Origin of the sequence: Parvularcula marina (genome assembly GCF_003399445.1) — a bacterium.
GTDB classification, from domain to species: domain Bacteria; phylum Pseudomonadota; class Alphaproteobacteria; order Caulobacterales; family Parvularculaceae; genus Parvularcula; species Parvularcula marina.
The window spans coordinates 764,813-789,285 of sequence record NZ_QUQO01000001.1; the positions used below are offsets into that span (position 1 = coordinate 764,813).

Below are 24,473 nucleotides of genomic sequence, written 5' to 3' on the forward strand. Positions count from 1 at the left end.
GGGTTTTTTCTTGCCATGACCACACCGCCCTTTGCCGCCGTCATCACGCCCTATTACAAGGAGCCGCGCGAGGTGCTGGAGCGGTGCATGGCGTCGGTCCGGGCACAGACGGTTCCGACGCTCCATTTTATGATCTCTGATGGCCACCCCCAGGAGATCGAGACCGGCCCCCTCCTCCGCCATGTCGTGCTTGACCGGGCCGAAGAGGATATGGGCAACACGCCGCGCGCCATTGGCGCGGCATTCGCGATCAATTCCGGCGTCAAGATGATTGCCATGCTCGATGCCGATAACTGGTACGACCCGCACCATCTGGAGACGGCAATCGCCGCGGCCGCAGGCGCAGGCCGGCCGGTCGATATGGTCTTTGGCCGCCGGAAATTCTGGCGCCCCGACGGCACGCAAATGCCGATCAGCGACGAAGTCTCGAACCGTTTCGTCGACACCAATTGCTATGTGATGCTGGAAGGCGCGTTCCACTATCTGGCGTGGTGGGGCACCCTGCCGAAATATATCTCGCAAGGCGCGGACCGGGCATTTCGGCAATATCTGGGCGCGCAGAAGGGACTAGTCGTTGCAAAACTCCCTGTGCCCACGGTCAATTATGAGTGCCTGTGGGCCCCGGCCTATGAAGCCATCGGCGAGATCCCCCCGCCGGGCGCGAAAGGGTTTCAGCCGGACGACTGGAAGAACTGGGTTGCAGGGATGTCCCCTCGCGAACGTGAAATTACTGAGCGGCGCATTGGCTTTCCGCTCGATCGACTTGAGCAAGGCGATTGACGAAGCCACTTGCGCGCGGCGCTGATCCGGGGCACCTAGCGGGCCATGAGCCATTCCCCCGAAATCGTGGCCGAACACGGCCTTTCCGCGCAAGAATATGACGACATCAAGCAGCATCTCGGCCGCGAGCCGAACCTGCTGGAACTCGGCATTTTTTCGGTCATGTGGTCGGAGCACTGCTCCTATAAGTCCTCACGGCGGCACCTGAAGAACCTGCCGACGACCGGCCCGCAGGTGATCCTGGGGCCCGGCGAGAATGCGGGCGTTGTCGATATCGGCGACGGACAGGCTTGCGTCTTCAAGATGGAAAGCCACAACCACCCGAGCTTCATCGAGCCCTATCAGGGCGCGGCGACCGGCGTTGGCGGCATCATGCGCGATGTCTTCACCATGGGCGCCCGGCCCGTAGCGATGATGAATGCGCTGCGCTTTGGCGAGATCGATCATCCGAAGACGAAGCATCTGCTTTCGGGCGTCGTTGCCGGGATCGGCGGATATGGCAATTGCATGGGCGTGCCGACAATTGGCGGCGAGACCAATTTCAATGCCGGTTATAATGGCAACATCCTCGTCAATGCGATGTGCGTCGGGGTTGCCGAGACCGAGAAGATCTTCCTTTCAACCGCCAAGGGCGCAGGCAATCCGGTTGTCTATGTCGGCGCCAAGACGGGCCGCGACGGTATTCATGGCGCGACCATGGCCTCAGCTGAGTTTGATGACCAGTCAGAGGAAAAACGCCCCACCGTTCAGGTCGGCGATCCGTTCACGGAGAAACTTCTCCTCGAAGCCTGCCTTGAGCTGATGGCGACAGACGCCGTGATCGCGATCCAGGATATGGGCGCCGCAGGCCTCACCTCTTCTTCGGTCGAAATGGCGGCCAAAGGGACGGCGGCCGGTGAAGGCGGCTTTGACCTTGACCTCGACCATGTGCCCCAGCGCGAAGAGAACATGACGGCATATGAAATGATGCTGTCCGAGAGCCAGGAGCGTATGCTGATGGTTCTCAAGCCTGGCAAGGAAGATGACGCGCGAGCGATCTTTGAGAAATGGGGCGTTGATTTCGCCGTCATCGGCACGACGACCGATACCGGCAAGCTGGTCATCCGTCATAAAGGCGAGATCGTCGCGGACCTTGATGTCGGCCCGCTCGCTGATGCCGCCCCGAATTATGACCGCGAGCATCATGCGATTGCTGATGCCCTACCGCTTGCCGATCCGAAAGTGACGGTGCGTGAGCTTCGGCTGGAGCTGCATCGCGGGTCGGCGGAGCTGCCAGAAACGGTCGAGGCGCTGACCAGCGAAGTCATCGCCGGCAAGGACGCCTTCGATGCGTTCGGCGCGACCTTCGCGGGCAATGTTGCGGTTCTTTACATCCGTTCGAGCGCTGATGCGCCTGCGGATGTTTTCGCTTCCGTTGAGGCTGCAGCCCAGAACCTTGCCGAAGCGGGCATCGTTTCCAGCGCAACTGTCGAAGATCACAGCGAGACCGTCTCGCTTGCCGACCAGCCGGGCGGCGCGACGATGCTCTCGACCCTTGCGCGTTTGATGGCGACGCCGGACCTATGCTCGCGCGAATGGATCTGGACGCAATATGATCACACGGTGATGGGCGATACCGCCATTGCACCGGGATCCGATGCCGGGGTCGTCCGTGTACATGGCACCGAAAAGGGACTGGCCATTACGACCGATGTGACGCCGCGCTATTGCTTTGCGCATCCGGTCACGGGCGGCAAACAGGCCGTCGCCGAATGCTACCGCAATCTGACGGCGACCGGCGCCAAGCCGCTGGCCATCACCAATTGTCTGAATTTCGGCAATCCTGAAAAGCCCGAAATCATGAGCCAGTTTGTTGGCTGTCTTCAGGGCATGGCCGAGGCCTGTGTCGCGCTCGACATGCCGGTCGTCTCCGGCAATGTGTCGCTTTATAACGAGACCAATGGCATCGCCATTCCGCCGACCCCGGCGATCGGCGCGGTTGGGCTTCTCGACAATGTTGCGGGCGCCGTGCGCATGACAACCGCGCAGGAAGGCGATGCGCTCGTCGCGCTGGGGATCACCAAGGGCTGGCTTGGTCAGTCGCTTTACCTCCGCGAGCTTTACGGCATGACCGAAGGCGCACCGCCCCCGGTTGATCTTGATGCGGAGAAAACCGCAGGCGATCTGGTCCGCAAGCTGATCAGCGAAGCGCCCGTGACGGCGGTTCATGATATCTCTGATGGCGGTCTCCTGACAGCGATCGGTGAGCTTTGCCTTGCCTCGGGCCAGGGCGTTGCCCTGACGACGCCAGTCAAGGACCGCCGTGCCGCCTACTGGTTCGGTGAGGACCAGGGCCGCTATCTCTTCACCCTGCCCGCCGCCGAGGCCGACCGCATCGTCCTCAAATGCGCGATGGCTGGCGTGCAGGCGACCCGCCTTGGTATCCTGGGCGGTGAAGAGCTGATCCTCGATGGCCGCGACCGGCTGTCGCTTTACGACCTCGCGCAGTTCCATGCACGGACCCTGCCCGACCTATTCGAAACGGGAGAAGACCCCATGCCCATGGCCAAGGAAGAACTAGGCAGCCTCATCAAGGAAGCCCTCCCCGACGCAGAAGTTGAGCTGACCGCCCTCGCCGATGACAATGATCACTGGCAGGCGCGCATCACCTCCGCGGCCTTTAACGGGCTCAACCGGGTGCAGCAGCACCAGCTCGTCTACCGGGCCCTCAAGGGCAAGATGGGCGGCGTGTTGCACGCGCTCGCGCTTGAGACCGTGCCGACGGAGAGCTGAGCCCGGGGATGGAACTCGGCTTCGGCGCGACCGGCGCGTGGGCGGCGGGATGGTTCGATGAGAGCCGCGCCGAAGAAGTGCTCCGCACTGCACTCACTCGCGGGATCACGCATTTTGACACGGCGGGCTTCTATGCCGATGGCCGCGCGGATGAGCGGCTAGCGCGCGCTCTACAGCGCCTCGCACCCGGTGGTGCCGTATATGGCCGTCAGCTGACGGTCTCGACCAAGATCGGCAAGCGGATCGGCCCAGATGGCCGCCTGGTCCGGGATTTCTCCGAGCACGCCATCCGCGATGCGGTCGAGCGGCACACGACGCTCTTTGGCGGGCATCGCCCGGACATCGTCTACCTGCATGGACCCGATGAAAAGGAGCGGCATGGCAGTCTTCCCTTACTGCAGCGCCTCAAAGCAGACGGGCTGATCGGCGCAATTGGCGAATGCCAGGACGGACCGGGGCTCGCCGAGGCGGTGTGTACGGACGGAATTGACGTAGTCATGGCCCGTTACCATTTCCTGAACACCTCCCATCGGGAGGCTTTCCGCACAGCAAAGCGCAACGGCAAAAAGGTCATCTCTATCGCACCCTTGGCACAAGGGATGTGGCGCCGGGGCATATTTATCCCCAAGAGGCTGAGCGATGTCTGGGGGCTGGCCCGCGCGCTGATCCGAGATCCCAAAACCCTGCTCGCCGCACAAAAATCTGGCTGGATCCGGCGGGTTGATGGATGGCCGCCGGCGCATCTTGCCATGGGATTTGTCAGGATGAATGAGGCGATCGATGTCGTGCTGACGACCTCGACCCGGCCCTATCACTTGGAAGAAGTCGCGGACGGGTTCGCGCGGGACCTGCCAAGAGAGATCGCCGCGCTTTTATCCGTACACGGTGCGCAATAGACGCTGAGGCGTCCTTTGAAACAGCCAGTTAGTTGAGGCCCAGCCCCAGCGGGTTGATCGTCGCATTGAAGAGACGGTCGCCGCGGCGGACGAGCACTTTAACCGGGCCGGAATTGGCGGCCTGATAACGGCTCATATAGGTCTCGAATGCACCCGGGCTGTTGACCGTATTCCAGCCAATTTCCGAGATCACGTCTCCGGCTTTGAGATAGCCGGCGAGCGGGCTTGAGGGGTCGACATGGGTCACAACAACCCCTTCGACATCATCAGCCAGGCCATAAAGCGCCTTGGTCTGAAGATTGGCCGACTGCAGGGTCAGGCCCGACATGCGCAGCGTACCGTCGGTCTGGGCGGTCAGGGTCTCACGACGCGCAATCACGACCGCAAGGCGGACCTGCTCTCCGTTACGGATAACGATGACAGGGACTTCCTGCCCGATTGGTGCATCTGCAACCGCGCGGGTCAGATCGCGCTGGTCGTCCACATCACGATTGTTGAAACGGACGATGACATCGTCCTGCATGATCCCGGCCTGCGCTGCGGGGCCGCCGCTCGACGGCACACCGGTCACCAGCGCGCCTTTGGTATTGGCAAGGCCAAGACGAAGGCGGGTGTCTTCATTCACGTCATCAAGAAGGACGCCAAGATAGCCGCGCTGGGTCTCGCCAAATTCGATAAGCTGCTGGACAACACGGGCGGCAAGATTGCTGGGGATGGCAAAGCCGATCCCGACTGAGCCGCCTGACTGCGAATAGATGATCGTGTTCACGCCGACGACACGGCCCGACATATCAAAGAGCGGGCCGCCAGAGTTGCCGCGGTTGATCGCGGCATCGGTCTGGATGAAATCGTCATAAAGGCCGGAGTCGATATCGCGGCTTTTTGCCGAGACGATCCCGGCTGAGACCGAACCGCCAAGCCCGAAAGGCTGGCCAATCGCGACCACCCAGTCGCCGACATCGATCTTGTCTGAATTGCCGAATTTGACCGCCGGGAAGCGCCCGCCACCTTCCATCTGAAGGACCGCAAGATCGGTCAGCGGGTCGGTGCCGCGCAAGGTTGCCTTGAATTCGCGCCCGTCTTCGAGGGTCACAGTGATGATGTCAGAGCGATCAATGACGTGATTATTGGTGACGACGATGCCTGAGCTGTCGATGATGAAGCCGGAGCCGAGCGACTCACCGCCGCCCATCGGCGCTCCGCCAATGCCTGCCTGACGGCCGGAAATATTGACCACCGCCGGCATCACGTTTTTCACAAGCGAGGAGAAAGTCTCAGGCGTTGCGGATGCCGTGACCGCTGGTGCCTGCACCGCCATCATGGCTGCTGCCAGCCCGAGTGCCAAACAAATACGCCGCATGTCGCCTCCTGCCCCACAAAATAAGCCATTTCACGCTAGCCGATGAGCGCCGATCTGGAAAGGCAGGAGATTAACCCTGTTCGATTTGGGTTTGGCCCACAAAAAAGGGGGCCGAAGCCCCCTTTTCGTTCGTATATCGGTCCGATCAATTGCCAGCCTGACCGTTGAAATACTGGAAGAACTCGCTGTCCGGCGAGAGGATGATGGTCGTGCCGTCATCCTGACCGAGCGCTTGCTCGTAAGCGGTCAGCGAGCGGTAGAAGGAGAAGAACTCCCGCCGACGCGGGTCCCCTTCATTGGCCGCCCCCGTGATCCGGCAGGTGACGCCGAGCATTTCCTCGACAGCCGCCTCAAAATCGACCGGTTCTTCGACAGCGGCCTCAGCCTCTGCTTCCTCATCAGCAAGCACCTGTGAGATCGCATCCGTGCTTTCCGTATCACGCATCTCATCGGGGTCTGTCGACGCCGTCACGGTGATATCCGCCGCCACGCCCTGATAGGCATTGGCAAGGATACAGTTCTTCACCGCATCGGCCCGGCCCCGGATGATCTGTGCCTGCTGTTCGGCAGTCGCCCGGATCCGGATGACTTCCTTATCGGCTTCGGCCCGGATTTCCTGTGCACGTTCGCGGCCCTGTGCGCGGATCAGCTCGGCCTGCTGGTTATAGTCCGTGCTCATCCGGTCGTGGACCCGGCCGGCGTTCGCATCGGGGAAGTCAGCCTGACGAATGCGCACATCGATCGTGCGGATACCGAGCTTTCTGGCTTCCGCTGTCACATCCTGAGCAATCAGGCGCATGATTTCCGCCCGCTGCTCGTCGATGATCTGACGAATGCTGCGCGACCCCAGACGCTCACGCATTGCCTCGGAGAGGATCTGTGTCAGACGGCTGTTCAGATTGCTGCGCATCAGCTCAGGGCTGCCGCCCCCTGCACCCAGCGTCTGATAGTAGAGCAGAGGATCGGAGATCTGGTAGCGCACAAAGGCATCGACCAGGAGCCGTTCTTCGTTCCGCACAATGATTTCCAACGGCCGCGTCAGGTCGAACTCGAGGTTCTTGCGGTCGAAGTAAACGACATTCTGCCAAGGAAGTTTTACCTTCAGCCCGGCTTCGTCTGCCCCCGGCTCATTGATCGAGCCGCCGACCGGCGCGCCGAATTGAAGGACAAGCGCCTGCTTGTCTTCACGCACGGTGAAAAAGACAAATCCGGCAAGGATCAGCAGGGAGCCCGCAATGATGAGGGCCAGAACACGTGTAGGTCCGTTCATGACTTAGAGCCCTCCCGTCGTCGAGTTGCCGGATGGCGAGCGGCGGTTCTGCTGCCCGTCACGCACGATTTCATTGAGGTTGAGATAGGGAATGGCGCCGCCGGCCTCTTCGTCGATGACAACCTTGTTCATCCGGCCGAGCACGCCTTCCATGGTTTCAAGATACATCCGCTTGCGCGTGACTTCTGGCGCCAGGATGTATTCAGCATAGATATCATTGAATCGGCTGGCCGCACCTTGAGCTTCGCGCACGACACGCTGGCCATAGGCTTCTGCACCCAGAATAATCTGGCGCGCTTCACCACGGGCCGCAGGCACAACAGTGTTGGCGTGCTTGGTTGCCTCGTTGATCAGCTGCTCGCGTTGGGAGCGAGCATCGACCACATCACGCTGGGCGGGCAGCACCTCGGCGGGTGGGTCGGCCTTACCGAAGTTCACCCGGATGATTTCGATGCCGCTATCGTAATCGTTGAGAATACCCTGCAGGATTTCCTGCGTCTGGCTGTTCACGAACACCCGGTTCTCGGCGATGACCTGGCTGAACTGGCTCTCACCGACGACTTGCCGCAGCGCGGATTCGGTCGTCGCCTCGACCAGCTCTTCGGGGTCTTCGATATTGTAGATGAACTTAGCCACATTCGGCAGCTCGCCCGGCGCGATCGCGCCATCGCCTGCGACCTTGTAGTCCACCGTCATTTCGACATCGACGATGTTGAGGTCAGAGGTGAGCATCGAGATCTGCTGGCCACGACCAATGCTGACTGAGCGGTTCTGTGCCACTTCGACGACATCGACCGACTGGGCCGGCCAGGGCATGTGCCAATTGAGGCCCGGCCCAGTGATCGAGGAATAGCTGCCAAAGGTCGTAACGACGCCGCGCGCACCGGCCGAGACCGAGTAAAAGCCGCTGGCCAGCCACAGAAGGACGATGACAATCGCCCCGATATAGAAAATCCGCGCAGGCGGCATCTGGAAGTCCCCTGCACCGGGGCCTCCAGCACCACCGCCCTGCCCGCCGCCACGGCGCCGGAAGCGCTCCCGGCCGGAGCGGAGAAGTTCTTCGAGGTCAGGCGCCTGGCGCTCTCCCGGTCGGCGGCCGCCTTGCTGGCCTCCATTATTACCTTCCGGGCGGCCCCACGGGCCGTCACCGCCATTACTGCCCGAGCCCCCGGGCTTATCCGTCCATGGCATATGTTTTTGCGTATCCTCTCAATATCTGGGGAGCGCTGGCAGGCGAGCCCGCCGCCCCGGCAGAACGACCAGGGCATGGCGCAAATGTCGAAGTCATATATGTGCATGTGCACACCGGACGCAAACGCCTTAGCCTGCACGGTGTTGAAAGGAAGTAAGCCATGTTCGGCAAAATGAAGGATGCTGCCCGTTGGGGGGCGCTGGAACAGAAGCTGCGCCGGGTACTGGCCGCAAAATCCGTCCACAAAGGCGCATCGGTGCGGCTATCCGAAATCGGTGGTGAGGAGCGGATCTCGATCGTCCTCGCAGAAAGCCCCGACCTTGATGGCGCTGGCGCAAAAGCCCTTGAGGCCGAGCTGAACGAGGCGGCGGGCGGCATACCGGTCACCCTCGTCGTCACGTTGCACAAAGCGGCAGGCACGGCATCCGAAGCCCCAGCGCCTGAGCGCGTGGCGCGCGGCCATGATAATCCCCTCGCCCTGCCTCAACAGGGCGGCCCCGCCAATGCCAATGAGAATGTCCGGGCACGGCCGGCCAAGCAGCGCCCGATCGGCGCCAAACGCGTTATCGCGGTCGCCAGCGGCAAGGGCGGGGTCGGCAAGAGCACAATCGCAGCCCGGCTCGCCATTGCGCTCGCCAACCAGTCAAAAGGTCGGGTCGGCCTTCTCGATTTGGATATTTACGGACCGTCCCTGCCCGTCATGTTCGATCTCGAAGGGGTCAATCCGAAGGTAGATGAAGGACAGGTGATCCCGCTTGAGGCCGCCGGCCTCTCCCTCATGTCGATCGGCTTTCTGGTGTCGGAGGAAAAGGCGCTGGCCTGGCGCGGGCCGATGGTCATGGGCGCGTCAAAGCAGCTCCTTGATGAGGTGCGATGGGGGCCGCTCGACTGGCTGATCATCGACACTCCGCCCGGCACCGGCGACGCCCACCTCACTTTGCTCCAGCGCACACGGATCGATGGCGCGATCATTGTGACGACGCCTAGCCCGCTGGCGCTGGCCGACATGAAGCGCGGCGCGACACTCTTTCGCCAGATGGAAGTGCCGATCCTCGGGCTGGTTGAGAACATGGCCTGCCTGCCGGATGGCTCGCCCTCGCCTTTCGGCGACACGCTGAGCGATGAGGATCTCGCAGGTGCCGGGATGGAGCGTTTGGCTCAGATCCCACTTGATGGCGGGGTGGCTGCGCCCATCGGCCGGGCACGTCCCGAAGCGGGTCAGGCGCCCTTCGAAACCCTCGCAAGGACACTTTCGGAACTGGACCGGTTCGCCGAGCGCCGATAGGAGACGGAAATGTCAGGTGATGAAGTTGAATTCGATTACGCCTATCTCGCTCAGCATGCGCTGCGCGGGGTGGTCCGGGATGTTCTCTCTGCGACGGCCGAGCTCGGCCATCCGCCGGGGGAGCATCATTTCTATATTGAATTCGCGACCACCGCGCCCGGCGTGCAGATCGACAGCTCTCTGCTCGCGCAATATCCCGAGCGCATGACCATCGTCCTGCAGCACCAGTTCGAAAAGCTCGAAGTCTTTCAGGACCGCTTTGCCGTCACGCTGCATTTCAACAATGTGCCCGACCGGCTGGTCATTCCCTTTGACGCGGTCACGCAGTTCGCCGACCCCAGCGTCAATTTCGCGCTGCAATTCCCTGTCGATGACAGCGTCCACCAGACGCCGCCCTTCCCGACCTCAGCCGGCGATGTCGAGACGCTCGATGCGCACCGCCACAAGCCTGCCGCCCAAACGGATGATGATGACGGCCCGGATGATGATGGCCCCGCCCCCGGCGGATCGGCCGATGTCGTCTCAATCGACCGTTTCCGGAAGAAATAAGCGCGGAGCTCAGTCCCGGAAGTTTTTATACTGAAGGGGCTGCTCGAGCCCCATGCCCTTCACATGGGCGATGGCGTCCTGAAGGTCGTCGCGTTTCTTGCCGGTGACACGCAATTCGTCGCCCTGGATCGCGACCTGGATCTTCAGCTTTGAGCCTTTCAGTGATTTGACGATCTTGCCCGCAAGCTCCCGGTCGATCCCCTCGATCACCGTCACCCGCTGGCGCACGGACTGGCCGGCTGCCTGCTCGACCTTGGCATAATCAAGCTGGCCCGGCTCGATCCCCCGGCGCTGTAAATGCCCCTGCAGCACTTCATGCATCTGTTTGAGCTTCAGATCATCGTCCGCAGCGATCTTGATGATGTTCCCATCCGCCTCGACCGATGAGTTCGATCCCTTGAAATCATACCGCGTGCCGATCTCGCGCATCACATTGGCACAGGCGTTCTCGATCTCCGATTGTTCAACTTCGGACACGATATCGAATGAAGGCATTTATCTCTCCTGACCATTTCCTACTTTTTTTTCGGCCCCGGCGTTTACCACAATCCCTGCGTAAAAAGTAAATTTCCGTCCCCGGACTCTTGATTGTATCAGGAAATCGCCGTTAACCATTGTAAAGGCAGGGGCGAATTGGCGAGTCCACGATTCGGCTTTGTTACCAATGTTAAGGTTTAGGAAAGTAAATTCCCGTTATTGTTGGGTGACGATAGGGATTGGGCCGGAGCTTCCACTGTGCCCAGATTAATTCGAGGAGGGCACCCGCCTTGCGTGTACTGCTGATCGAAGACGATGGGGCTACGGCACAGAGCATCGAACTGATGCTTAAGTCTGACGGCTTCAATTGTTACACCACAGATCTGGGCGAGGAAGGCATCGACCTCGGCAAGCTGTATGACTACGACATCATCCTTCTGGACCTGAACCTGCCGGACATGACGGGCTTTGACGTCCTCAAGTCCCTGCGTGTCTCGAAGGTCAATACGCCGATCCTGATCCTGACCGGCCTTGGCGACACTGAGAACAAAGTGCGCGGCCTCGGTTTCGGTGCTGACGATTACATGACCAAGCCGTTCCACAAGGACGAACTGGTCGCCCGTATCCACGCCATTGTGCGCCGCTCCAAAGGTCATAGCCAGTCGGTTATCACGACCGGTTCCCTGACGGTCAATCTCGACGCCAAGACGGTCGAGGTCGAAGGCCAGCGCGTTCACCTGACGGGCAAGGAATACCAGATGCTGGAGCTTCTCTCGCTACGCAAAGGCACGACGCTCACCAAGGAAATGTTCCTCAACCACCTTTATGGCGGCATGGACGAGCCCGAGCTGAAGATCATCGACGTCTTCATCTGTAAGCTGAGAAAGAAACTGGCTGCTGCGACCAGCGGCGAGCACTATATCGAAACGGTCTGGGGCCGCGGATATGTCCTGCGCGATCCGGCTGAGGAAGCCGCTGCGTAAGCGCTCTCTTTCGATCACCGATCAAGAAAAAAGCCCGCTCAGAACTGAGCGGGCTTTTTTGATGCGTAGGCGATTGGCTGATCGGGATCGATCAGCCCTCTTTGTCAACCTGATTATATTCAAGCTCGACCGGCGTTGCGCGACCAAAGATCGAGACAGAGACTTTCAGGCGGGCATTCTCTTCGTCGATATCCTCGACTACGCCCGAGAAGGACGCGAACGGCCCGTCGATGACTTTCACCGTCTCGCCGATATCGTAGAGGATCGCCGGTTTGGCCGGTGCCTGCTCTTTCTCGTCGATCGTGCCGAGGATGCGGTCGACTTCCTTTTGGCTGACCGGAATGGGCTTCTTGCCCGAGCCCAGAAAGCCTGTGACCTTCGGTGTCGAATTGACGACGTGGAAGGTGTTGTCGTTCATCACCATCTTCACCAGCACATAGCCCGGAAAGAAGCGGCGCTCGGTATTGATCTTCCGGCCACGGCGCACTTCGACGACTTCTTCCGTCGGCACCATGATTTCCTCGAACAAAGCCTCAAGGCCTTTTTCTTCAGCAGCCTGGCGAATGGCGTCCGCAACTTTTTTCTCGAAGTTGGAATAGGCGTGTACGATGTACCACTTGGCTTCCATCTCGTCTTATCCTTTGTCTTCCCGGCGCGCGGGAGGGTATTCGTTGTGAACTCAGAAACTGAACGACAGCAGCATCGGCATCAGCCAGCGCAGGATCTGGTCGACGGTGAAGAAGAAGATGCTGGCGATGGTCACCATGATCAGCACCATGATCGTCGAGATCATGGTCTCATTGCGTGACGTCCAGGTGATCTTCTGCATCTCGTCGCGGACCTGGCGGAAGAACTGAACCGGGCCGACCTTGCGCTGCTTTGCTTTAGGCTCGGCGGCGCCGCCTTCAATCATCGCCGCGCCGTCACCGGCAGCCATCTTGGCTGTTTCCGGGCGGCTTGAGCCCTGCGGGGAGCTGCCCTTGGATTTACGGCGGTGTTTCGACTTCGGCATCGTTCGGGTCCTTGTCCAAAGGCGTATTTTTCAGTGAGAGCCGTCGGGCCTGCCTTCTGGCGGGGTCTTTCGGATCTCAATGTCGGGAAAGACATGTGCCTTAAAGTCGGTGGCGTCAAAGTCAAGTTCAACCCGCTGCCCGGGACTAATTTCCCCCAGAAAATCTTGAGAAAAACCCGCCCGGTTCAGTGCAGCACCACCTTGGCGACCCCATCAATGGTCTTGAGCGCCCCGCGAGTCGACGGCGTGGCCGCAATCTTGATGTCAGCGGCAAGCTCCACTTCGCAGCCGGTTTCAGCCGCCGGCAGGATCAGGATCAGATCGCCCTTGGGCCCATCGACCGAAGAGAGCCCTTCAAGCTGGCGGCGGATCTCCGGCAGGGCCTCTGGCTTCTGGACCGTGACCCTGAGGCACTCCCCGCCCTGCTGGCGTGAGAGGTCATCGAGATTCTTGATCTTCTCAGCCGTCATCCGAAGCGAGCCTTCATTCTCTTCTGCGGTGACGGAAAGGAAAATCCGCGTGCCGGGCTGGAGAAGGTCTTCGGAAGCTTCGAGGACTTCCGAGAAGGCGGTGACTTCATAATCCCCGCTGCGGTCGGAGATGCCGATCCAGCCAAAGGGCTTGCCGGATTTTGACCGGCGGCGGGTCACCTCGCGGACGACACCCGCCATGCAGATGATCTTGCGCTCGCCTTCGGAGACTTGTCCCCCCACCTTATCAGCAGAGATGACATTGGCGGTTTTGAGCGCCTCCTCATAATCATCGAGCGGGTGGCCGGAGAGATAAAAGCCGAGTGCGGTGCGCTCCTCTTCCAGCCGCTGTGGACCAGACCAGGGAGCTGCGGACCGCATTTCGGGCCGCGCAAGCGTGGTCTCGGCGGGACCACCAAAGAGCCCGCCCTGCGCACTTGTTCGCTCATCAGCCGCCGCCGCCGAATAGCGCAGCAGGAATTCGGCATTGGCAAGCACGCTCGCCCGGTCGGGATGAATGTCATCGAACGCCCCTGCCCGCGCGAGCTGCTCAATCGCGCGCTTGCCAAGCTGGCGCGCATCAATGCGTTCGAAGAAATCGTGGATGTCCTTGAACGGCCCGTTTCGCCTACGCTCCGCCGCAATCAGTTCCATCGCCTCGCCGCCGACATTCTTGATGGCGGCCAGCGCATAACGGATGGTCTGGCCCGAGGTCGCAAAATCAGCCGCAGACTGATTGACGCAAGGCGGCGCGACTTCAACGCCGAACCGGCGCGCATCGGAGACGAAGACGGACAGCTTGTCGGTGAGCGCCTTATCGAGCGACATCGACCCGGCAAAGAACTCGGCCGGATGGTTCGCCTTGAGATAGGCTGTCTGGTAGCTGACCCAAGCATAGGCGGCGGCGTGCGATTTGTTGAAGCCGTAGCCGGCGAATTTCGCGACCAGCTCGAAAATCCCGTCGGCCTTCTTCAGGTCGACATTCTTCTCCTTGGCGCCGTCGAGGAAACGGATCTTCTGCTTATCCATCTCCTCCTTTTTCTTCTTACCCATGGCGCGGCGCAGAAGGTCGGCTTCGCCGAGCGAGTAGCCCGCAAGGATCTGGGCAATCTGCATCACCTGTTCCTGATAGATGATGACGCCGTAGGTTTCTTTGAGCACATCCTCGAGCAGCGGGTGCAGGTAGTCTGGTTTCTCCCGCCCCGCTTTCCGGTCGATATAGGTCGGGATGTTGTCCATCGGACCCGGCCGGTAGAGCGACACAAGCGCGATGATGTCCTCAAGACAGTCCGCCTGCAGACCTTTGAGTGTCGCGCGCATGCCCGCCGATTCAAGCTGGAACACGCCGATCGCATCGCCGCGCTCGAGCATCTTGTAGGTTCGCTCGTCTTTGAGCGAGACCCGATTGATATCAAGATCGGTGCCCGCGACTTTGAGATAATCAAGCGCGCGCTGGATGACAGTGAGGGTCTTGAGGCCAAGGAAGTCGAATTTGACGAGACCCGCGGGCTCCACCCATTTCATGTTGAACTGGGTGGCAGGCATGGGTGAGCGCGGATCACGGTAGAGTGCGACAATCTCATGCAATGGCCGGTCGCCGATCACGACGCCCGCGGCATGGGTTGAGGCGTGCCGGTAGAGCCCTTCGAGTTTTAGCGCCGTATTGAGGAGCGTGTCGACCATGGAGTCGTTTTCGCGCTCCTCGCGGAAACGCGGCTCTCCCCGGATCGCTTCTTCGAGCGTACACGGATTGGCGGGGTTGTTAGGCACCATTTTGCAGAGCCGGTCGACCTGCCCGAACGGCATCTGAAGGACACGGCCGACATCGCGCAGAACGGCCCGCGCCTGCAGCTTACCGAAGGTGATGATCTGGGCCACACGGTCATGACCATAGCGGTCCTGCACATAGGCGATCACTTCGTCCCGCCGGTCCTGACAGAAGTCGATATCGAAGTCGGGCATCGAGACCCGTTCGGGGTTCAGGAACCGTTCGAAGAGCAGGTTGAAGCGAAGCGGATCGAGATCGGTGATGGTCAGGGCGTAAGCCACGAGCGAGCCTGCGCCCGAGCCCCGGCCCGGGCCGACCGGAATGCCGTGCGATTTCGACCACTGGATGAAGTCGGCCACGATCAGGAAGTAGCCGGGGAAGCCCATCTTGTTGATGATCCCCAGCTCAATTTCGAGCCGCTCCCAATATTCGCTTTCGGGCTTTGCCAGCTCAATCTCGGCGAGCCGTTCGCGCAAACCATCCTCCGCCATCTGACGAAGGGCTGCCTTCTCGCCCTCGAGATCGCCAGCAAAGCTCGGCAGGATCGGCGGGTGCATGGTCGGACGGAAGGCGCAGCGCTGGGCAATCTCGATGGTCGCCTCGATCGCCTCGGGCAGATCAGGGAAGAGCGCCGCCATCTCATCGCCCGACTTGAAATAATGATCCTCCGAGACCTGACGGCGGTCAGTCTCGGAAATATAGCGCCCGCCCGCGATACAGAGGAGCGCGTCATGGGCGTCATGATCGCCGCGCGCGGGGAAGTAGGGATTATTTGTCGCCACCAGTGGCAGGCCGAGCCGGTAGGCCTCCGCCGCGAGCCAGGCTTCGGACGAATAGCGCCCGCCCCTGTCGGTCACGTCAGACGAAGGGTGGCGTTGCAGCTCCACATAAAGCCGTGAGGGGAAGGCACTTGCCAGCCGGGCCAGAAGACTTGCGGCCTCGCTTGCGTGATCCTCCGCATGAAGACGGTCAACCGGCCCCTCCGGCCCGCCGGTCAGGCAGATCAGCCCTTCGGTATTCTCAATCAGCGCCTCGACCGAGATCGACACCTCGTCCTGCGCCGCCGGGTTGAGAAAGGCCCGCGACCCCAGATCCATCAGGCGCTTATACCCCGCCTCATTCTGGGCGAGCAGGACGACGGAGGCGAGCTGGCCAAAGCGGGTCCGCGCCGGGCTCTCCAGATCGGTGACGATTTTCAGCTCGATCCCGGTAATCGGCTGGACCCCGCCACCACGGAACACCTCCGCCGCTTCGAGCGCGCCATAGAGGTTGTTCGTGTCGGTGACGGCCAGCGCCGGCATCTGATGCGCCTGACAGAGCTTTGCCATGGCGGAGAGGTGGATCGCCCCCTCGGCCAGTGAATAGGCGGAATGGGCGTGCAGATGGACGAAGGGCGCAGTCATAAGCATTACCTTAGGTCAGCTTGGCCCCCGTCCGGGCCTAAGAATTATCCCCAAACGGGGACGGATCAGCCGCCGAGCTGGCTCGCGGCCAAGATGAGGCCAAGCAGCACGGCGAGGCCGGAAATGTCCTGAAGAAGTGTCTGTTTTGCGGTTTGCATGACGAGCGACCCTCTATATGTTCGATAAATGTTCCTATCCCATTTACCGAAGAAGGTCAATAGATGTTCCAAATTTGTTCTCATCCCCTTACCCCAGCCGCCTCACCCACTCGTCACTGGCGGGCGGGCCCGACGCAGCGCTAAGAGAAGGTCATGACACCCCCCTCGCTTTCCGAGCGGGCCCGCGCCGGGCTCGCCGCCACCGACATGGATGATCCGCCCTATCTGGCGCCGCTGAACCCGCCGCAGCGCGAGGCCGTGCTGACGACCGAAGGGCCGGTTCTGATGCTGGCCGGCGCCGGCACGGGCAAGACCCGCGCACTGACCACCCGTCTCGCCCACCTGATCGCGACCGGGCGCGCAGGTCCCGGCGACATCCTCGCTGTGACCTTCACCAACAAGGCGGCGCGCGAGATGAAGGAGCGCATCGGCGAGCTGATCGGCGAAGCGGTCGAGGGGATGCGCTGGCTCGGCACGTTCCACTCGATCGGCGCGCAGATCCTCCGTATCCATGCAGAAATTGTCGGGCTGAAATCCTCCTTCACCATCATCGACACGGATGACCAGATCCGGCTGTGCAAGCAGGTGATCGCCGCCGAGGGGCTCGATGAAAAACGCTGGACCGGCAGAGGGTTTGCGGGGCTGCTCGATGACTGGAAGAACCGCGGGCTGACCCCCGGCGAGGTGCCCGCCGATGAGGCGCATAAATTCGGCGACGGGCGGGCGATCAAGCTCTACCGCGCCTATCAGGAGCGGCTGATTTCTCTCAATGCCGCCGATTTCGGTGACCTCCTCGTCCATAACCTGACGATCTTCCGCAAGGCGCCGGATGTGCTGGCGCGCTATCACCGGCGGTTCCGCTATATTCTGGTTGACGAATATCAGGACACGAACATTGCGCAATATCTGTGGCTGCGGCTGCTGGCGCGCGATGCGGAGGGCAAGAGCGGCGGGAATATCTGTGTCGTCGGCGATGACGACCAGTCGATCTATGGCTGGCGCGGCGCGGAGGTTGCGAACATTCTGCGGTTCGAGAAGGATTTTCCCGGCGCGAAAGTGATCCGGCTGGAGCAGAATTACCGCTCGACGCCGTCGATCCTCGCCGCCGCTTCGGCGATCATCGATCATAATTCGAACCGGCTGGGCAAAACCTTGTGGACGGATGTGCCCGACGGCCCAAAGGTCAAGCTGCGCGGGGTCTGGGACGCCGATGAGGAAGCCCGTCAGGTGACGGACGATATCGAGGCGGAGCAGACCAAGGGACGCAGGCTTTCCGACATGGCGGTGCTGGTCCGCGCGTCCTTCCAGATGCGGTCATTCGAGGAACGGTTCAACACGGCGGGCATCCCCTACCGCGTCGTTGGCGGTCCACGATTCTATGAGCGGGAGGAGACGCGCGACGCGCTCGCTTACCTGCGGCTGGTCAGGAACCCGGATGATGATCTCAGCTTTACACGGATCATCAACAAGCCGCGCCGGGGCTTCGGGGACAAGGCGGTCCAGACGCTCAATATCGCCGCGCGGGAAATGCGGGTCAGCCTGACCGAAGCGGGCCGGCGCCTGCTTGAGACCGATGAAATGCGCGGCAAGGCGAGAACCAGTCTTGCGCGCTTCCTTGAACAGCTTCGCCAGTGGCAGGCCATGGCCGAGACGACCCCACCGAGTGAGCTGTCAGAGACCGTGCTCGAAGAGTCGGGGTATACGGATTTCTGGCGCAACCAGAAAACGATCCAGAGCGCAGGCAAGCTTGAGAACCTCAAGGAACTGACCCGCGCGGCGGGTGAGTTCGATACGCTTGAGGGTTATCTCGATCATGTCAGCCTAGTTGCCGAACGCCCTGCGGAAAGCAGCGACGGCGAGGTCTGGTTGATGACCCTTCATGCGGCGAAGGGGCTTGAATATCCGGTCGTCTTCCTGCCCGGCTGGGAGGAGGAAATCTTCCCCTCCGGTCGCTCGGTGAATGAGAACGGGCAGGACGGGCTCGAGGAGGAACGGCGGCTCGCTTATGTCGGGATCACCCGCGCGCGGGAGGATTGCCGGATCAGCTTTGCGGCCAACCGGCAGGTTTATGGCCGCTGGCAATCCGCCCTGCCCTCGCGCTTTATCGACGAGCTGCCCGAGGAGCATGTCGAGGTGATGTCCGAACCCGGACTATATGGCGTGAAGGCAAAGGAAATGCCGGCCTATTCGCGCTTTGATCAAGTGGCGGCAAGCGATGGCGGCTATGACACGCCGGGCTGGAAACGCGCGCGCAGCTCCCGCCCGCGCAATCCGGCGCCCGCGATTGACGGCTCATCCCGGCTGATTGCAAGTTCTGTCGGCGGGACCAGCCCCTTCAAGACGGGCGAGCGCGTCTTTCACCAGAAATTCGGTTATGGCGAGGTCAAGGGCGCGGATGGCAACAAGCTCGATGTCGCCTTTGAGAAAGCCGGGCAGAAGAAAGTGATCGCCAGCTTCCTGATCGCAGCGGACGAGGTTTAGGGGCGGCGCCCCTTACATCGGGGTGGCGCAGGTGCCCTGCTCGGCGCGGCGAAGCGCAACATAGGCGCCGCGCAGCGCGGCATCGCCCGCAATGATCAGATGGACCGGAATGCGGCGAAGGTAATCCGCCATCGGACTTTCGCCGATGAAGCGCTCGGTGAAACCGCTCTTGACCAGAATCTCCCGGACGCGCGGCAGAATACCGCCGGCAAGAAGGACGCCGCGGCGCGCGCCGGTCGAGAGCGCGGCGTTACTCGCCAGCGTGCCGAGGAACAAAAGGAACTGGTTGACGGTGGCGAGCGCCATCGGATCACCGGCAAGGGCCCCTTGGGTGATATCGGGCGCAGAGAACTTGCCGATCTCCTGCCCCTTCGCCGTCAGCATGGCGCGGTGGAGGCGCTCGAGACCGGAGCCGGAGACGACATCCTCGCCCGTGACGGCGCGGCCCAGCTCATCTTCCATCAACTCGATCAGCCGGTCTTCTTCATCCGTCGAAGCTGCAAGCACGACATGCCCGCCTTCCGTCGGCACCGTGACGATATTGTCGACATCAGGGACAGCAAGGCTCTGACCAAGCCCCGTTCCTGGGCCAATGACGAGAACCGGTGCATCGGCAATCGGTTGGCCCGGTTTGATCTGCAAAAGATCACCCAGCGGCGGTGAGAGCGCATAAGCGCTCAGCGCACGGAAATCATTGATGACAAGGCACTCATCAAACCCCTTGCGGTCCCGAAGCTGTGCCCGGTCGATCGTCCAGGGGGAATTCGTAAAAGCGGCATGGCCATCGGTGACCGGCCCCGCGACCGCAAAACTCGCCCGCGTCGGGTGCTCGCCGCCATGCTCGAGGAAAGCATCGAGCGCATCCAGGAATGTTGGATATTCCGCGACCTGACGTGTTTCTGTGCGGACGACATCGCCTCGCTCATCCATGAGGGCGAACCGGGCATTGGTGCCGCCAATATCAGCGACAAGGACCAGCGGGTCCTGCTTTTTGGCCGGTTCCATCCACTCACTCCATGATCAGTTGCCCTGTGACCGTGATCTGAACGTCGCGTCCAATGAGGCCGGGCATTCGCGTCATGCCAAATTCCGTGCGGTCAAGGACCATATGGCCCTCAAAACCGACGGCGCGTTCTGGACAGGTTTCGACCCTCTCGCAAGTGAGAATGAGACGAAATGCCTGCTCTCGTGCGATATTCCGGATTGTCATCGTGCCTTTGACGATCCCTGAGCCGTCTTCGGCCCATCCGGCGAGCCGGCCTTCAAAGCGCGCTTGCGGCCACACATCAGCCTCGAACCAGCCGGGCCCGAGCAGCAGATCGCGAAAGATCTCGTTCTGCATCTCGGCGCTCTTCACATCGAGAACGGTGCCAAGAACAGCGTCTCCGGTCAGTGCATCATTGACAGTGAGCTCCCCATCAAAGGCGGCAAAGCGGCCGTGGACGAGCCCCGCAGGGCTCGGCCCCGCCACAAAGGAGACCTCCGTCGTCTCCGGATTGATGGCATAGGCGCGCGAAGCAACGACTTCACGCAAGGTGAGATCAAGCTCCCCTGCCGGAGTTACCTCCGGCAGGCTGGCGCAGGCCGCAACAAGGCTCAAAGAGAGCAACGCTGCGCCGAGTGACTTCACCCTTCGTAGCCGTCGCGCACGAACTGATCGAGCAGGCGCACACCGTAACCGGTTGCCCCCTTCGGCCAGACATCGGCGTCTTTGGTCGCCCATGCGGTGCCCGCGATATCAAGGTGCGCCCACGGAATATCGTCCTCGACAAACCGCGCAAGGAAAGCAGCCGCAGAAGACGAGCCCCCTTCCCGGCCGCCGATATTCTTCATGTCGGCGATGTCGGATTTGATCATCTCGTCATGCGCCTTGCCAAGCGGCATCCGCCACAGCTCTTCGCCCGCCGTCTTCGCGGAGGACAGAAGGCTTTCCGCAAACGCATCATCCTTGGTGAAGAGCCCGCCATATTCATGCGCAAGGCTGATGATGATGGCGCCGGTCAGGGTCGCAAGATCGACCATGGCACGCGGCTTGTGGAATTTCTGCGCATAGGTCAGCACATCAGCAAGGACCAGTCGGCCTTCCGCATCGGTGTTGAGGACCTCAACCGTCTGGCCGGACATCGAGGTCACGACATCCGCCGGACGCTGAGCATCGCCGTCAGGCATGTTCTCAACAAGGCCGACAAGGCCAACGACATTGGCCTTCGCCTTGCGGCCCGCCAGCGCCATCATTGCGCCGACAACAGCCGCAGAGCCGCCCATGTCGAATTTCATGTCCCACATGCCGTCACCGGGTTTGAGGGAAATCCCGCCCGTATCGAAGGTAACGCCCTTGCCGATAAAGGCGAGCGGGGCTTCATCACCGCCGCCCTTCCATTCCATGACGGCAAGGCGCGAGCCTTTAGTCGAGCCCTGCCCGACGCCAAGCAGCGTGTTCATGCCGAGCTTGGCCATGTCAGCTTCATCAAGGATCGTGACCTTCACGCCGAGCTTTTCAAGCTCGCGGCAGCGCTCGGCATAACTTTCCGGGTGCAGCACATTTGGCGGCTCGGTGACGAGGTCGCGGGCAAAGAATACGCCTTCAACAACCGCCTTCTCGGCGTCCATTTTCTCAGATGCCTTCTCAAGGCCCGACCCGATGATCGCAAAAGACGAAAGAACCTTCTTGTCCTTCTTCGCGGTCTTCTTGCGATAGAGATCGAAATCGTAATTGCGCAGGAGCGCGCCGGTGCCCGCGGCAACGGCGAGGGCCTCACCCTTCAGCCCGCCAATTTCGAGCCCATCGATCAGAAGTGCGGCGGTTGTCGTTTTGCCGATCACCTGGGCGGCGGCTTTCCCCCCCAGCCCATGCGCGTCTTTTGCGGTGAGATCACTCGCATCGCCGAGGCCGAGAAGGACGATGATCGCATCGGCAAGGCCTTGCGGCGCCGGGACCGTCAGTGCCTCGCCGGGCTTGCCCGTGAACTCAGCGACGCGCGCGGCCCGCATGACCGCCCCGTCGGTTCGCGCATCCACATCCTTCAGGATTTTGCTGTCGAGATGGTCTTTCAGGACCGGAATGAGGATAAATCCGGTGTCGGGCAGGTCCGCGGAGAAGCTGATATTCATAAAAACGTGCTTTGCCTTTCCAAAGTGAATACTTCCATGCGCTAGGCGTGGTTGACACCATTTGCTAGTCGCCGGGGGCGCTCACGTGAAGAGCGTCATCGTTTCAAAGTCAGTTGCCACCGAATTGAACCGTCTCGACCGATATATCTTCAAGCAGGGCGCACAGCCATTCCTGCTTATTCTCCTGTGCACCACAGCTGTCATCTGGCTCACGCAGATCCTTCAGCGCGTGGACCTGATGGTCGATGATGGTGGCTCGCTGACCTCCTTTTTGAAAGTCACGGTGCTGCTGTTGCCAAGCCTTGTCGGGGTCATCCTGCCCTTCGCGCTGCTGGCGGCGGTGCTTTATGCGCTCAACCAGTTCTCCTCTGACAATGAGTTGCCAGTGATGAAGGCTGCCGGGGCCAGCCGACTGCGCCTTGCCCGCCCGATGATCTTTCTTTCCATGCTCGCAGGTCTTGCTGTCCTCTGGATCAATCTTGATCTGCAGCCGCGCAGCTACCGGGTGATGAAGGACACGATTGAGTTGGTGCGCTCTGATATTGCGCGCAGCTTCATCCGCGCCGGGGTCTTTGCCGAAGTGACGGACGGTATCACCGTTTATGCCGAGGAGGTCCGTCCGGGCGATCAGTATATCGGCCTCTTCATCCATGATGAGACCGACCCCAACGAGATCAAGACCTATACGGCCGAGCGCGGCGTCTTCCAGATGACGACCTCCGGCCCCAAGCTTCTCCTCGTGCGCAGTACGGCACAATATTACATTCCCGCGACCGGCCAGATCGACATGGTTCGCTTTTCCGAAACGGCTGTCGACCTCGCCTCTTTCCGTACGGAAGGCGAAGAGCGTCATCTCGACGGCACAGAGCGCTATGTCGGCGAGCTGCTAAACCCGGACATGTCGAGCGAATATGACGCCACTCGCGCCGGACGGTTTATCGCCGAAGGGCATTCACGATTGGCAACGCCTCTTTATGCGCCTGCCTTTGCCTTTATCGCGCTTTCGTTCCTGTTGACCGCGCCTGTTTCGAGACGAGGCCATGGTCGACAGCTTATCTATGCGATTGCGATTGCCGTTGCGTTGCGGACCGGCGGCTACATTCTGCAGAGCGCGGGCGATACGCGGCCTGTAATCAACATGCTGCAATATCTCCTGCCCTTGAGTGCGATCCTCGCAAGCCTTGTCCATCTTTCGGGCAAGTTCTGGATGATCAAACGCCGCCCTGCCCCTGATCTCAGCGCCGTGCTTGAGCACCCCGAAGAGCTGTCGGGTGACCTCAAGGAGGCGACGGCATGAGAAATCCGATCCGCCTTTATTTCACCTATCTTGTTCAGCGTACGTTGTTCGGCGTCATCGGCCTCTTTGCGGTGATCTGGCTGCTCGTCGTCTCGGTCGATCTCGTCGAAGCGATGCGCGAAGTTGGCAAGGTCGAGGATGCAGGCTTTTCCGAAGCCATCCGCATGACATTGTTCAGGACGCCGCAGCTGATCCTGACACTGTCGCCCTTCGTCTTCCTGTTTGGCACCCTCTGGGCCTTCGGGCAGATGGCCAAATCCTCCGAGGTCGCCGTGATGCGCGCCGCAGGATTGTCAGTCTGGCGGCTGGTCGCCGCACCCGTTGCTCTTTCAATCTTTGCCGGGATTACGACGATCCTCGTCTTTGATCCGGTGGCAGCGGACCTCGCCGGGCGCGCACAGACCATCAAGAATGAAATCCGCGGCAAAAAATCCAACATGGTCGAACCGCTACGCGATGGGATCTGGTTGCGTCAGGATAATGGCCGCTATGCCGCGATCGTTCATGCGAGCGGATACGATACCGACACTCAGATGCTGTCGAATGTCACCGTCTGGCGTCACACAGAAGATGGGGTCTTCATCGACCGTTGGGATGCGCCAACGGGCGAGGTTCAGGCCACGAATTTTGTCTTGCGGAATGTCCGACGCACGACCCAACATCAGGAAAAAGAGCCGATCCGCCCGGTCGAGACCCTGCCGATCTCCATCGACCTTCGGACCTTGAGAGAAGACGTCGCCAAGGAAGAGGCCCTGTCGATCTGGGCTTTGCCCGAATTTATTCGAGTCATGTCGAATGCCGGCATGTCCACGATCGAGTATAAATTGCGATATCAGGACCTGTGGTCCCTGCCGATCCGGCTTGCCGCCATGGCATTGATCGCTTGCGCCTTTGCATTAGGGATGAATGCCCGCGCTGGGGGGACAGCCGCCTTGATGGGAGTGGGCATTGCCACCGGATTTGCCCTCTTTATCCTCTCCGAGTTATCCACTGCGATCGCCCGCGCGAATATTGTGCCCATAATTATCGCCTCTTGGGCCCCAAGTCTTCTTGCGGTTGTCTTCGCAGTAACCCTTCTGTTGTATCGCGAAGACGGTTAGTAATTTTGTTCCTGGGAGACAGTTCTATGGTCTTTCGCCCTGCTGGGGAGTGGCGGAAGGAGCCGAATCGGGGCGCCAATGCGTGCCGGTGGGGCAAGGGGCGTGTCCT

General features: G+C 60.9%; 19 protein-coding genes. 9 read left to right on the top strand and 10 right to left on the bottom strand.

The features are described 5' to 3' along the window. Nucleotides 1–15: 15 nt before the first annotated feature. Genes DX908_RS03515 through DX908_RS03535 form a run of 3 tightly spaced genes read left to right on the top strand, consistent with a single transcriptional unit; the run spans nt 16 to nt 4,448 of the window. Nucleotides 16–780, top strand: a complete 765-nt coding sequence (locus tag DX908_RS03515; protein ID WP_116391070.1) for a glycosyltransferase family A protein — start codon at nt 16–18, stop codon at nt 778–780. A gap of 45 nt (nt 781–825) precedes the next feature. Next, nucleotides 826–3,552, top strand: a complete 2,727-nt coding sequence (purL, locus tag DX908_RS16705) for a phosphoribosylformylglycinamidine synthase subunit PurL (protein WP_325047966.1) — start codon at nt 826–828, stop codon at nt 3,550–3,552. Nucleotides 3,553–3,560: 8 nt separating this feature from the next. Next, complete coding sequence (locus DX908_RS03535) at nt 3,561–4,448, top strand: aldo/keto reductase (RefSeq protein WP_116391071.1); 888 nt, start codon at nt 3,561–3,563, stop codon at nt 4,446–4,448. 28 nt (nt 4,449–4,476) lie between these two features. Here the strand turns inward: DX908_RS03535 and DX908_RS03540 are convergent, their stop codons facing one another. The 3 genes from DX908_RS03540 to hflK form a co-directional block, all read right to left on the bottom strand. Continuing rightward, a complete protein-coding gene (locus tag DX908_RS03540) occupies nt 4,477–5,808 on the bottom strand; it encodes a trypsin-like peptidase domain-containing protein (protein ID WP_116391072.1) in 1,332 nt (443 codons plus the stop codon). Nucleotides 5,809–5,953: 145 nt separating this feature from the next. Then, nucleotides 5,954–7,078, bottom strand: a complete 1,125-nt coding sequence (gene hflC / locus DX908_RS03545) for a protease modulator HflC (protein ID WP_116391073.1) — start codon at nt 7,076–7,078, stop codon at nt 5,954–5,956. A gap of 3 nt (nt 7,079–7,081) precedes the next feature. Next, nucleotides 7,082–8,269, bottom strand: a complete 1,188-nt coding sequence (hflK, locus tag DX908_RS03550; RefSeq protein WP_116391074.1) for an FtsH protease activity modulator HflK — start codon at nt 8,267–8,269, stop codon at nt 7,082–7,084. Between the two features lie 161 nt (nt 8,270–8,430). Here hflK and DX908_RS03555 point away from each other — a divergent pair, with 161 nt between their 5' ends. Together DX908_RS03555 and DX908_RS03560 are read left to right on the top strand one after the other, a co-directional pair. Next, nucleotides 8,431–9,555, top strand: coding sequence for a P-loop NTPase (locus tag DX908_RS03555; RefSeq protein ID WP_116391075.1), 1,125 nt, complete (start codon nt 8,431–8,433; stop codon nt 9,553–9,555). 9 nt (nt 9,556–9,564) lie between these two features. Continuing rightward, nucleotides 9,565–10,104, top strand: coding sequence for an SspB family protein (locus tag DX908_RS03560; RefSeq protein ID WP_116391076.1), 540 nt, complete (start codon nt 9,565–9,567; stop codon nt 10,102–10,104). Between the two features lie 9 nt (nt 10,105–10,113). Here DX908_RS03560 and DX908_RS03565 read toward each other — a convergent pair whose 3' ends face one another. Then, complete coding sequence (locus tag DX908_RS03565; RefSeq protein ID WP_116391077.1) at nt 10,114–10,599, bottom strand: YajQ family cyclic di-GMP-binding protein; 486 nt, start codon at nt 10,597–10,599, stop codon at nt 10,114–10,116. A 272-nt stretch (nt 10,600–10,871) separates the two neighbouring features. On the opposite strand from DX908_RS03565, the gene ctrA reads away from it, so the two are divergent. Further along, nucleotides 10,872–11,564: a response regulator transcription factor CtrA gene (gene ctrA / locus DX908_RS03570; protein WP_116391078.1), complete on the top strand. Its 693-nt coding sequence runs from the start codon at nt 10,872–10,874 to the stop codon at nt 11,562–11,564. 91 nt (nt 11,565–11,655) lie between these two features. On the opposite strand, the gene nusG is transcribed toward ctrA, so the two are convergent. The 3 genes from nusG to dnaE form a co-directional block, all read right to left on the bottom strand. Continuing rightward, complete coding sequence (gene nusG, locus DX908_RS03575; RefSeq protein ID WP_116391079.1) at nt 11,656–12,192, bottom strand: transcription termination/antitermination protein NusG; 537 nt, start codon at nt 12,190–12,192, stop codon at nt 11,656–11,658. Between the two features lie 51 nt (nt 12,193–12,243). Next, complete coding sequence (gene secE / locus DX908_RS03580) at nt 12,244–12,576, bottom strand: preprotein translocase subunit SecE (RefSeq protein ID WP_233508625.1); 333 nt, start codon at nt 12,574–12,576, stop codon at nt 12,244–12,246. Between the two features lie 185 nt (nt 12,577–12,761). After that, nucleotides 12,762–16,217 carry a DNA polymerase III subunit alpha gene (gene dnaE, locus DX908_RS03585; protein WP_116392971.1) on the bottom strand — a complete coding sequence of 1,152 codons (3,456 nt, stop codon included), beginning with the start codon at nt 16,215–16,217 and terminating at the stop codon, nt 12,762–12,764. A gap of 311 nt (nt 16,218–16,528) precedes the next feature. Between dnaE and DX908_RS03590 the strand changes: the two genes are divergently transcribed. Then, nucleotides 16,529–18,856, top strand: a complete 2,328-nt coding sequence (locus DX908_RS03590; protein ID WP_116391080.1) for an ATP-dependent helicase — start codon at nt 16,529–16,531, stop codon at nt 18,854–18,856. A gap of 12 nt (nt 18,857–18,868) precedes the next feature. On the opposite strand, the gene DX908_RS03595 is transcribed toward DX908_RS03590, so the two are convergent. From DX908_RS03595 to DX908_RS03605, 3 genes are read right to left on the bottom strand one after another with little or no spacing between them, the layout of a single operon-like run. Beyond that, nucleotides 18,869–19,861, bottom strand: a complete 993-nt coding sequence (locus DX908_RS03595; RefSeq protein ID WP_116391081.1) for a glucokinase — start codon at nt 19,859–19,861, stop codon at nt 18,869–18,871. Between the two features lie 4 nt (nt 19,862–19,865). Next, a complete protein-coding gene (locus DX908_RS03600; protein ID WP_158548455.1) occupies nt 19,866–20,486 on the bottom strand; it encodes a YceI family protein in 621 nt (206 codons plus the stop codon). Then, nucleotides 20,483–21,967 (bottom strand): leucyl aminopeptidase, encoded by a 1,485-nt coding sequence (locus DX908_RS03605; RefSeq protein ID WP_116391083.1) that lies wholly within the window; start codon nt 21,965–21,967, stop codon nt 20,483–20,485. Before DX908_RS03605 ends, DX908_RS03600 begins: the two co-directional genes overlap by 4 nt. Nucleotides 21,968–22,052: 85 nt before the next feature. On the opposite strand from DX908_RS03605, the gene DX908_RS03610 reads away from it, so the two are divergent. Together DX908_RS03610 and DX908_RS03615 are read left to right on the top strand one after the other, a co-directional pair. Then, the gene (locus DX908_RS03610) at nt 22,053–23,264 is read left to right on the top strand and encodes an LptF/LptG family permease (RefSeq protein WP_158548456.1); all 1,212 of its coding nucleotides are present in this window, start codon (nt 22,053–22,055) and stop codon (nt 23,262–23,264) included. Further along, nucleotides 23,261–24,364: an LptF/LptG family permease gene (locus DX908_RS03615; protein ID WP_116391085.1), complete on the top strand. Its 1,104-nt coding sequence runs from the start codon at nt 23,261–23,263 to the stop codon at nt 24,362–24,364. Before DX908_RS03610 ends, DX908_RS03615 begins: the two co-directional genes overlap by 4 nt. The last annotated feature ends 109 nt before the right edge of the window (nt 24,365–24,473 follow it).

Coding starts and splice junctions, on each gene's coding strand:
- DX908_RS03515 (WP_116391070.1), top strand. CDS start 16: ATGACCACACCGCCCTTTGCCGCCGTCATCACGCCCTATTACAAGGAG.
- purL (WP_325047966.1), top strand. CDS start 826: ATGAGCCATTCCCCCGAAATCGTGGCCGAACACGGCCTTTCCGCGCAA.
- DX908_RS03535 (WP_116391071.1), top strand. CDS start 3,561: ATGGAACTCGGCTTCGGCGCGACCGGCGCGTGGGCGGCGGGATGGTTC.
- DX908_RS03540 (WP_116391072.1), bottom strand. CDS start 5,808: ATGCGGCGTATTTGTTTGGCACTCGGGCTGGCAGCAGCCATGATGGCG.
- hflC (WP_116391073.1), bottom strand. CDS start 7,078: ATGAACGGACCTACACGTGTTCTGGCCCTCATCATTGCGGGCTCCCTG.
- hflK (WP_116391074.1), bottom strand. CDS start 8,269: ATGCCATGGACGGATAAGCCCGGGGGCTCGGGCAGTAATGGCGGTGAC.
- DX908_RS03555 (WP_116391075.1), top strand. CDS start 8,431: ATGTTCGGCAAAATGAAGGATGCTGCCCGTTGGGGGGCGCTGGAACAG.
- DX908_RS03560 (WP_116391076.1), top strand. CDS start 9,565: ATGTCAGGTGATGAAGTTGAATTCGATTACGCCTATCTCGCTCAGCAT.
- DX908_RS03565 (WP_116391077.1), bottom strand. CDS start 10,599: ATGCCTTCATTCGATATCGTGTCCGAAGTTGAACAATCGGAGATCGAG.
- nusG (WP_116391079.1), bottom strand. CDS start 12,192: ATGGAAGCCAAGTGGTACATCGTACACGCCTATTCCAACTTCGAGAAA.
- secE (WP_233508625.1), bottom strand. CDS start 12,576: ATGCCGAAGTCGAAACACCGCCGTAAATCCAAGGGCAGCTCCCCGCAG.
- dnaE (WP_116392971.1), bottom strand. CDS start 16,217: ATGACTGCGCCCTTCGTCCATCTGCACGCCCATTCCGCCTATTCACTG.
- DX908_RS03590 (WP_116391080.1), top strand. CDS start 16,529: ATGACACCCCCCTCGCTTTCCGAGCGGGCCCGCGCCGGGCTCGCCGCC.
- DX908_RS03595 (WP_116391081.1), bottom strand. CDS start 19,861: ATGGAACCGGCCAAAAAGCAGGACCCGCTGGTCCTTGTCGCTGATATT.
- DX908_RS03605 (WP_116391083.1), bottom strand. CDS start 21,967: ATGAATATCAGCTTCTCCGCGGACCTGCCCGACACCGGATTTATCCTC.
- DX908_RS03615 (WP_116391085.1), top strand. CDS start 23,261: ATGAGAAATCCGATCCGCCTTTATTTCACCTATCTTGTTCAGCGTACG.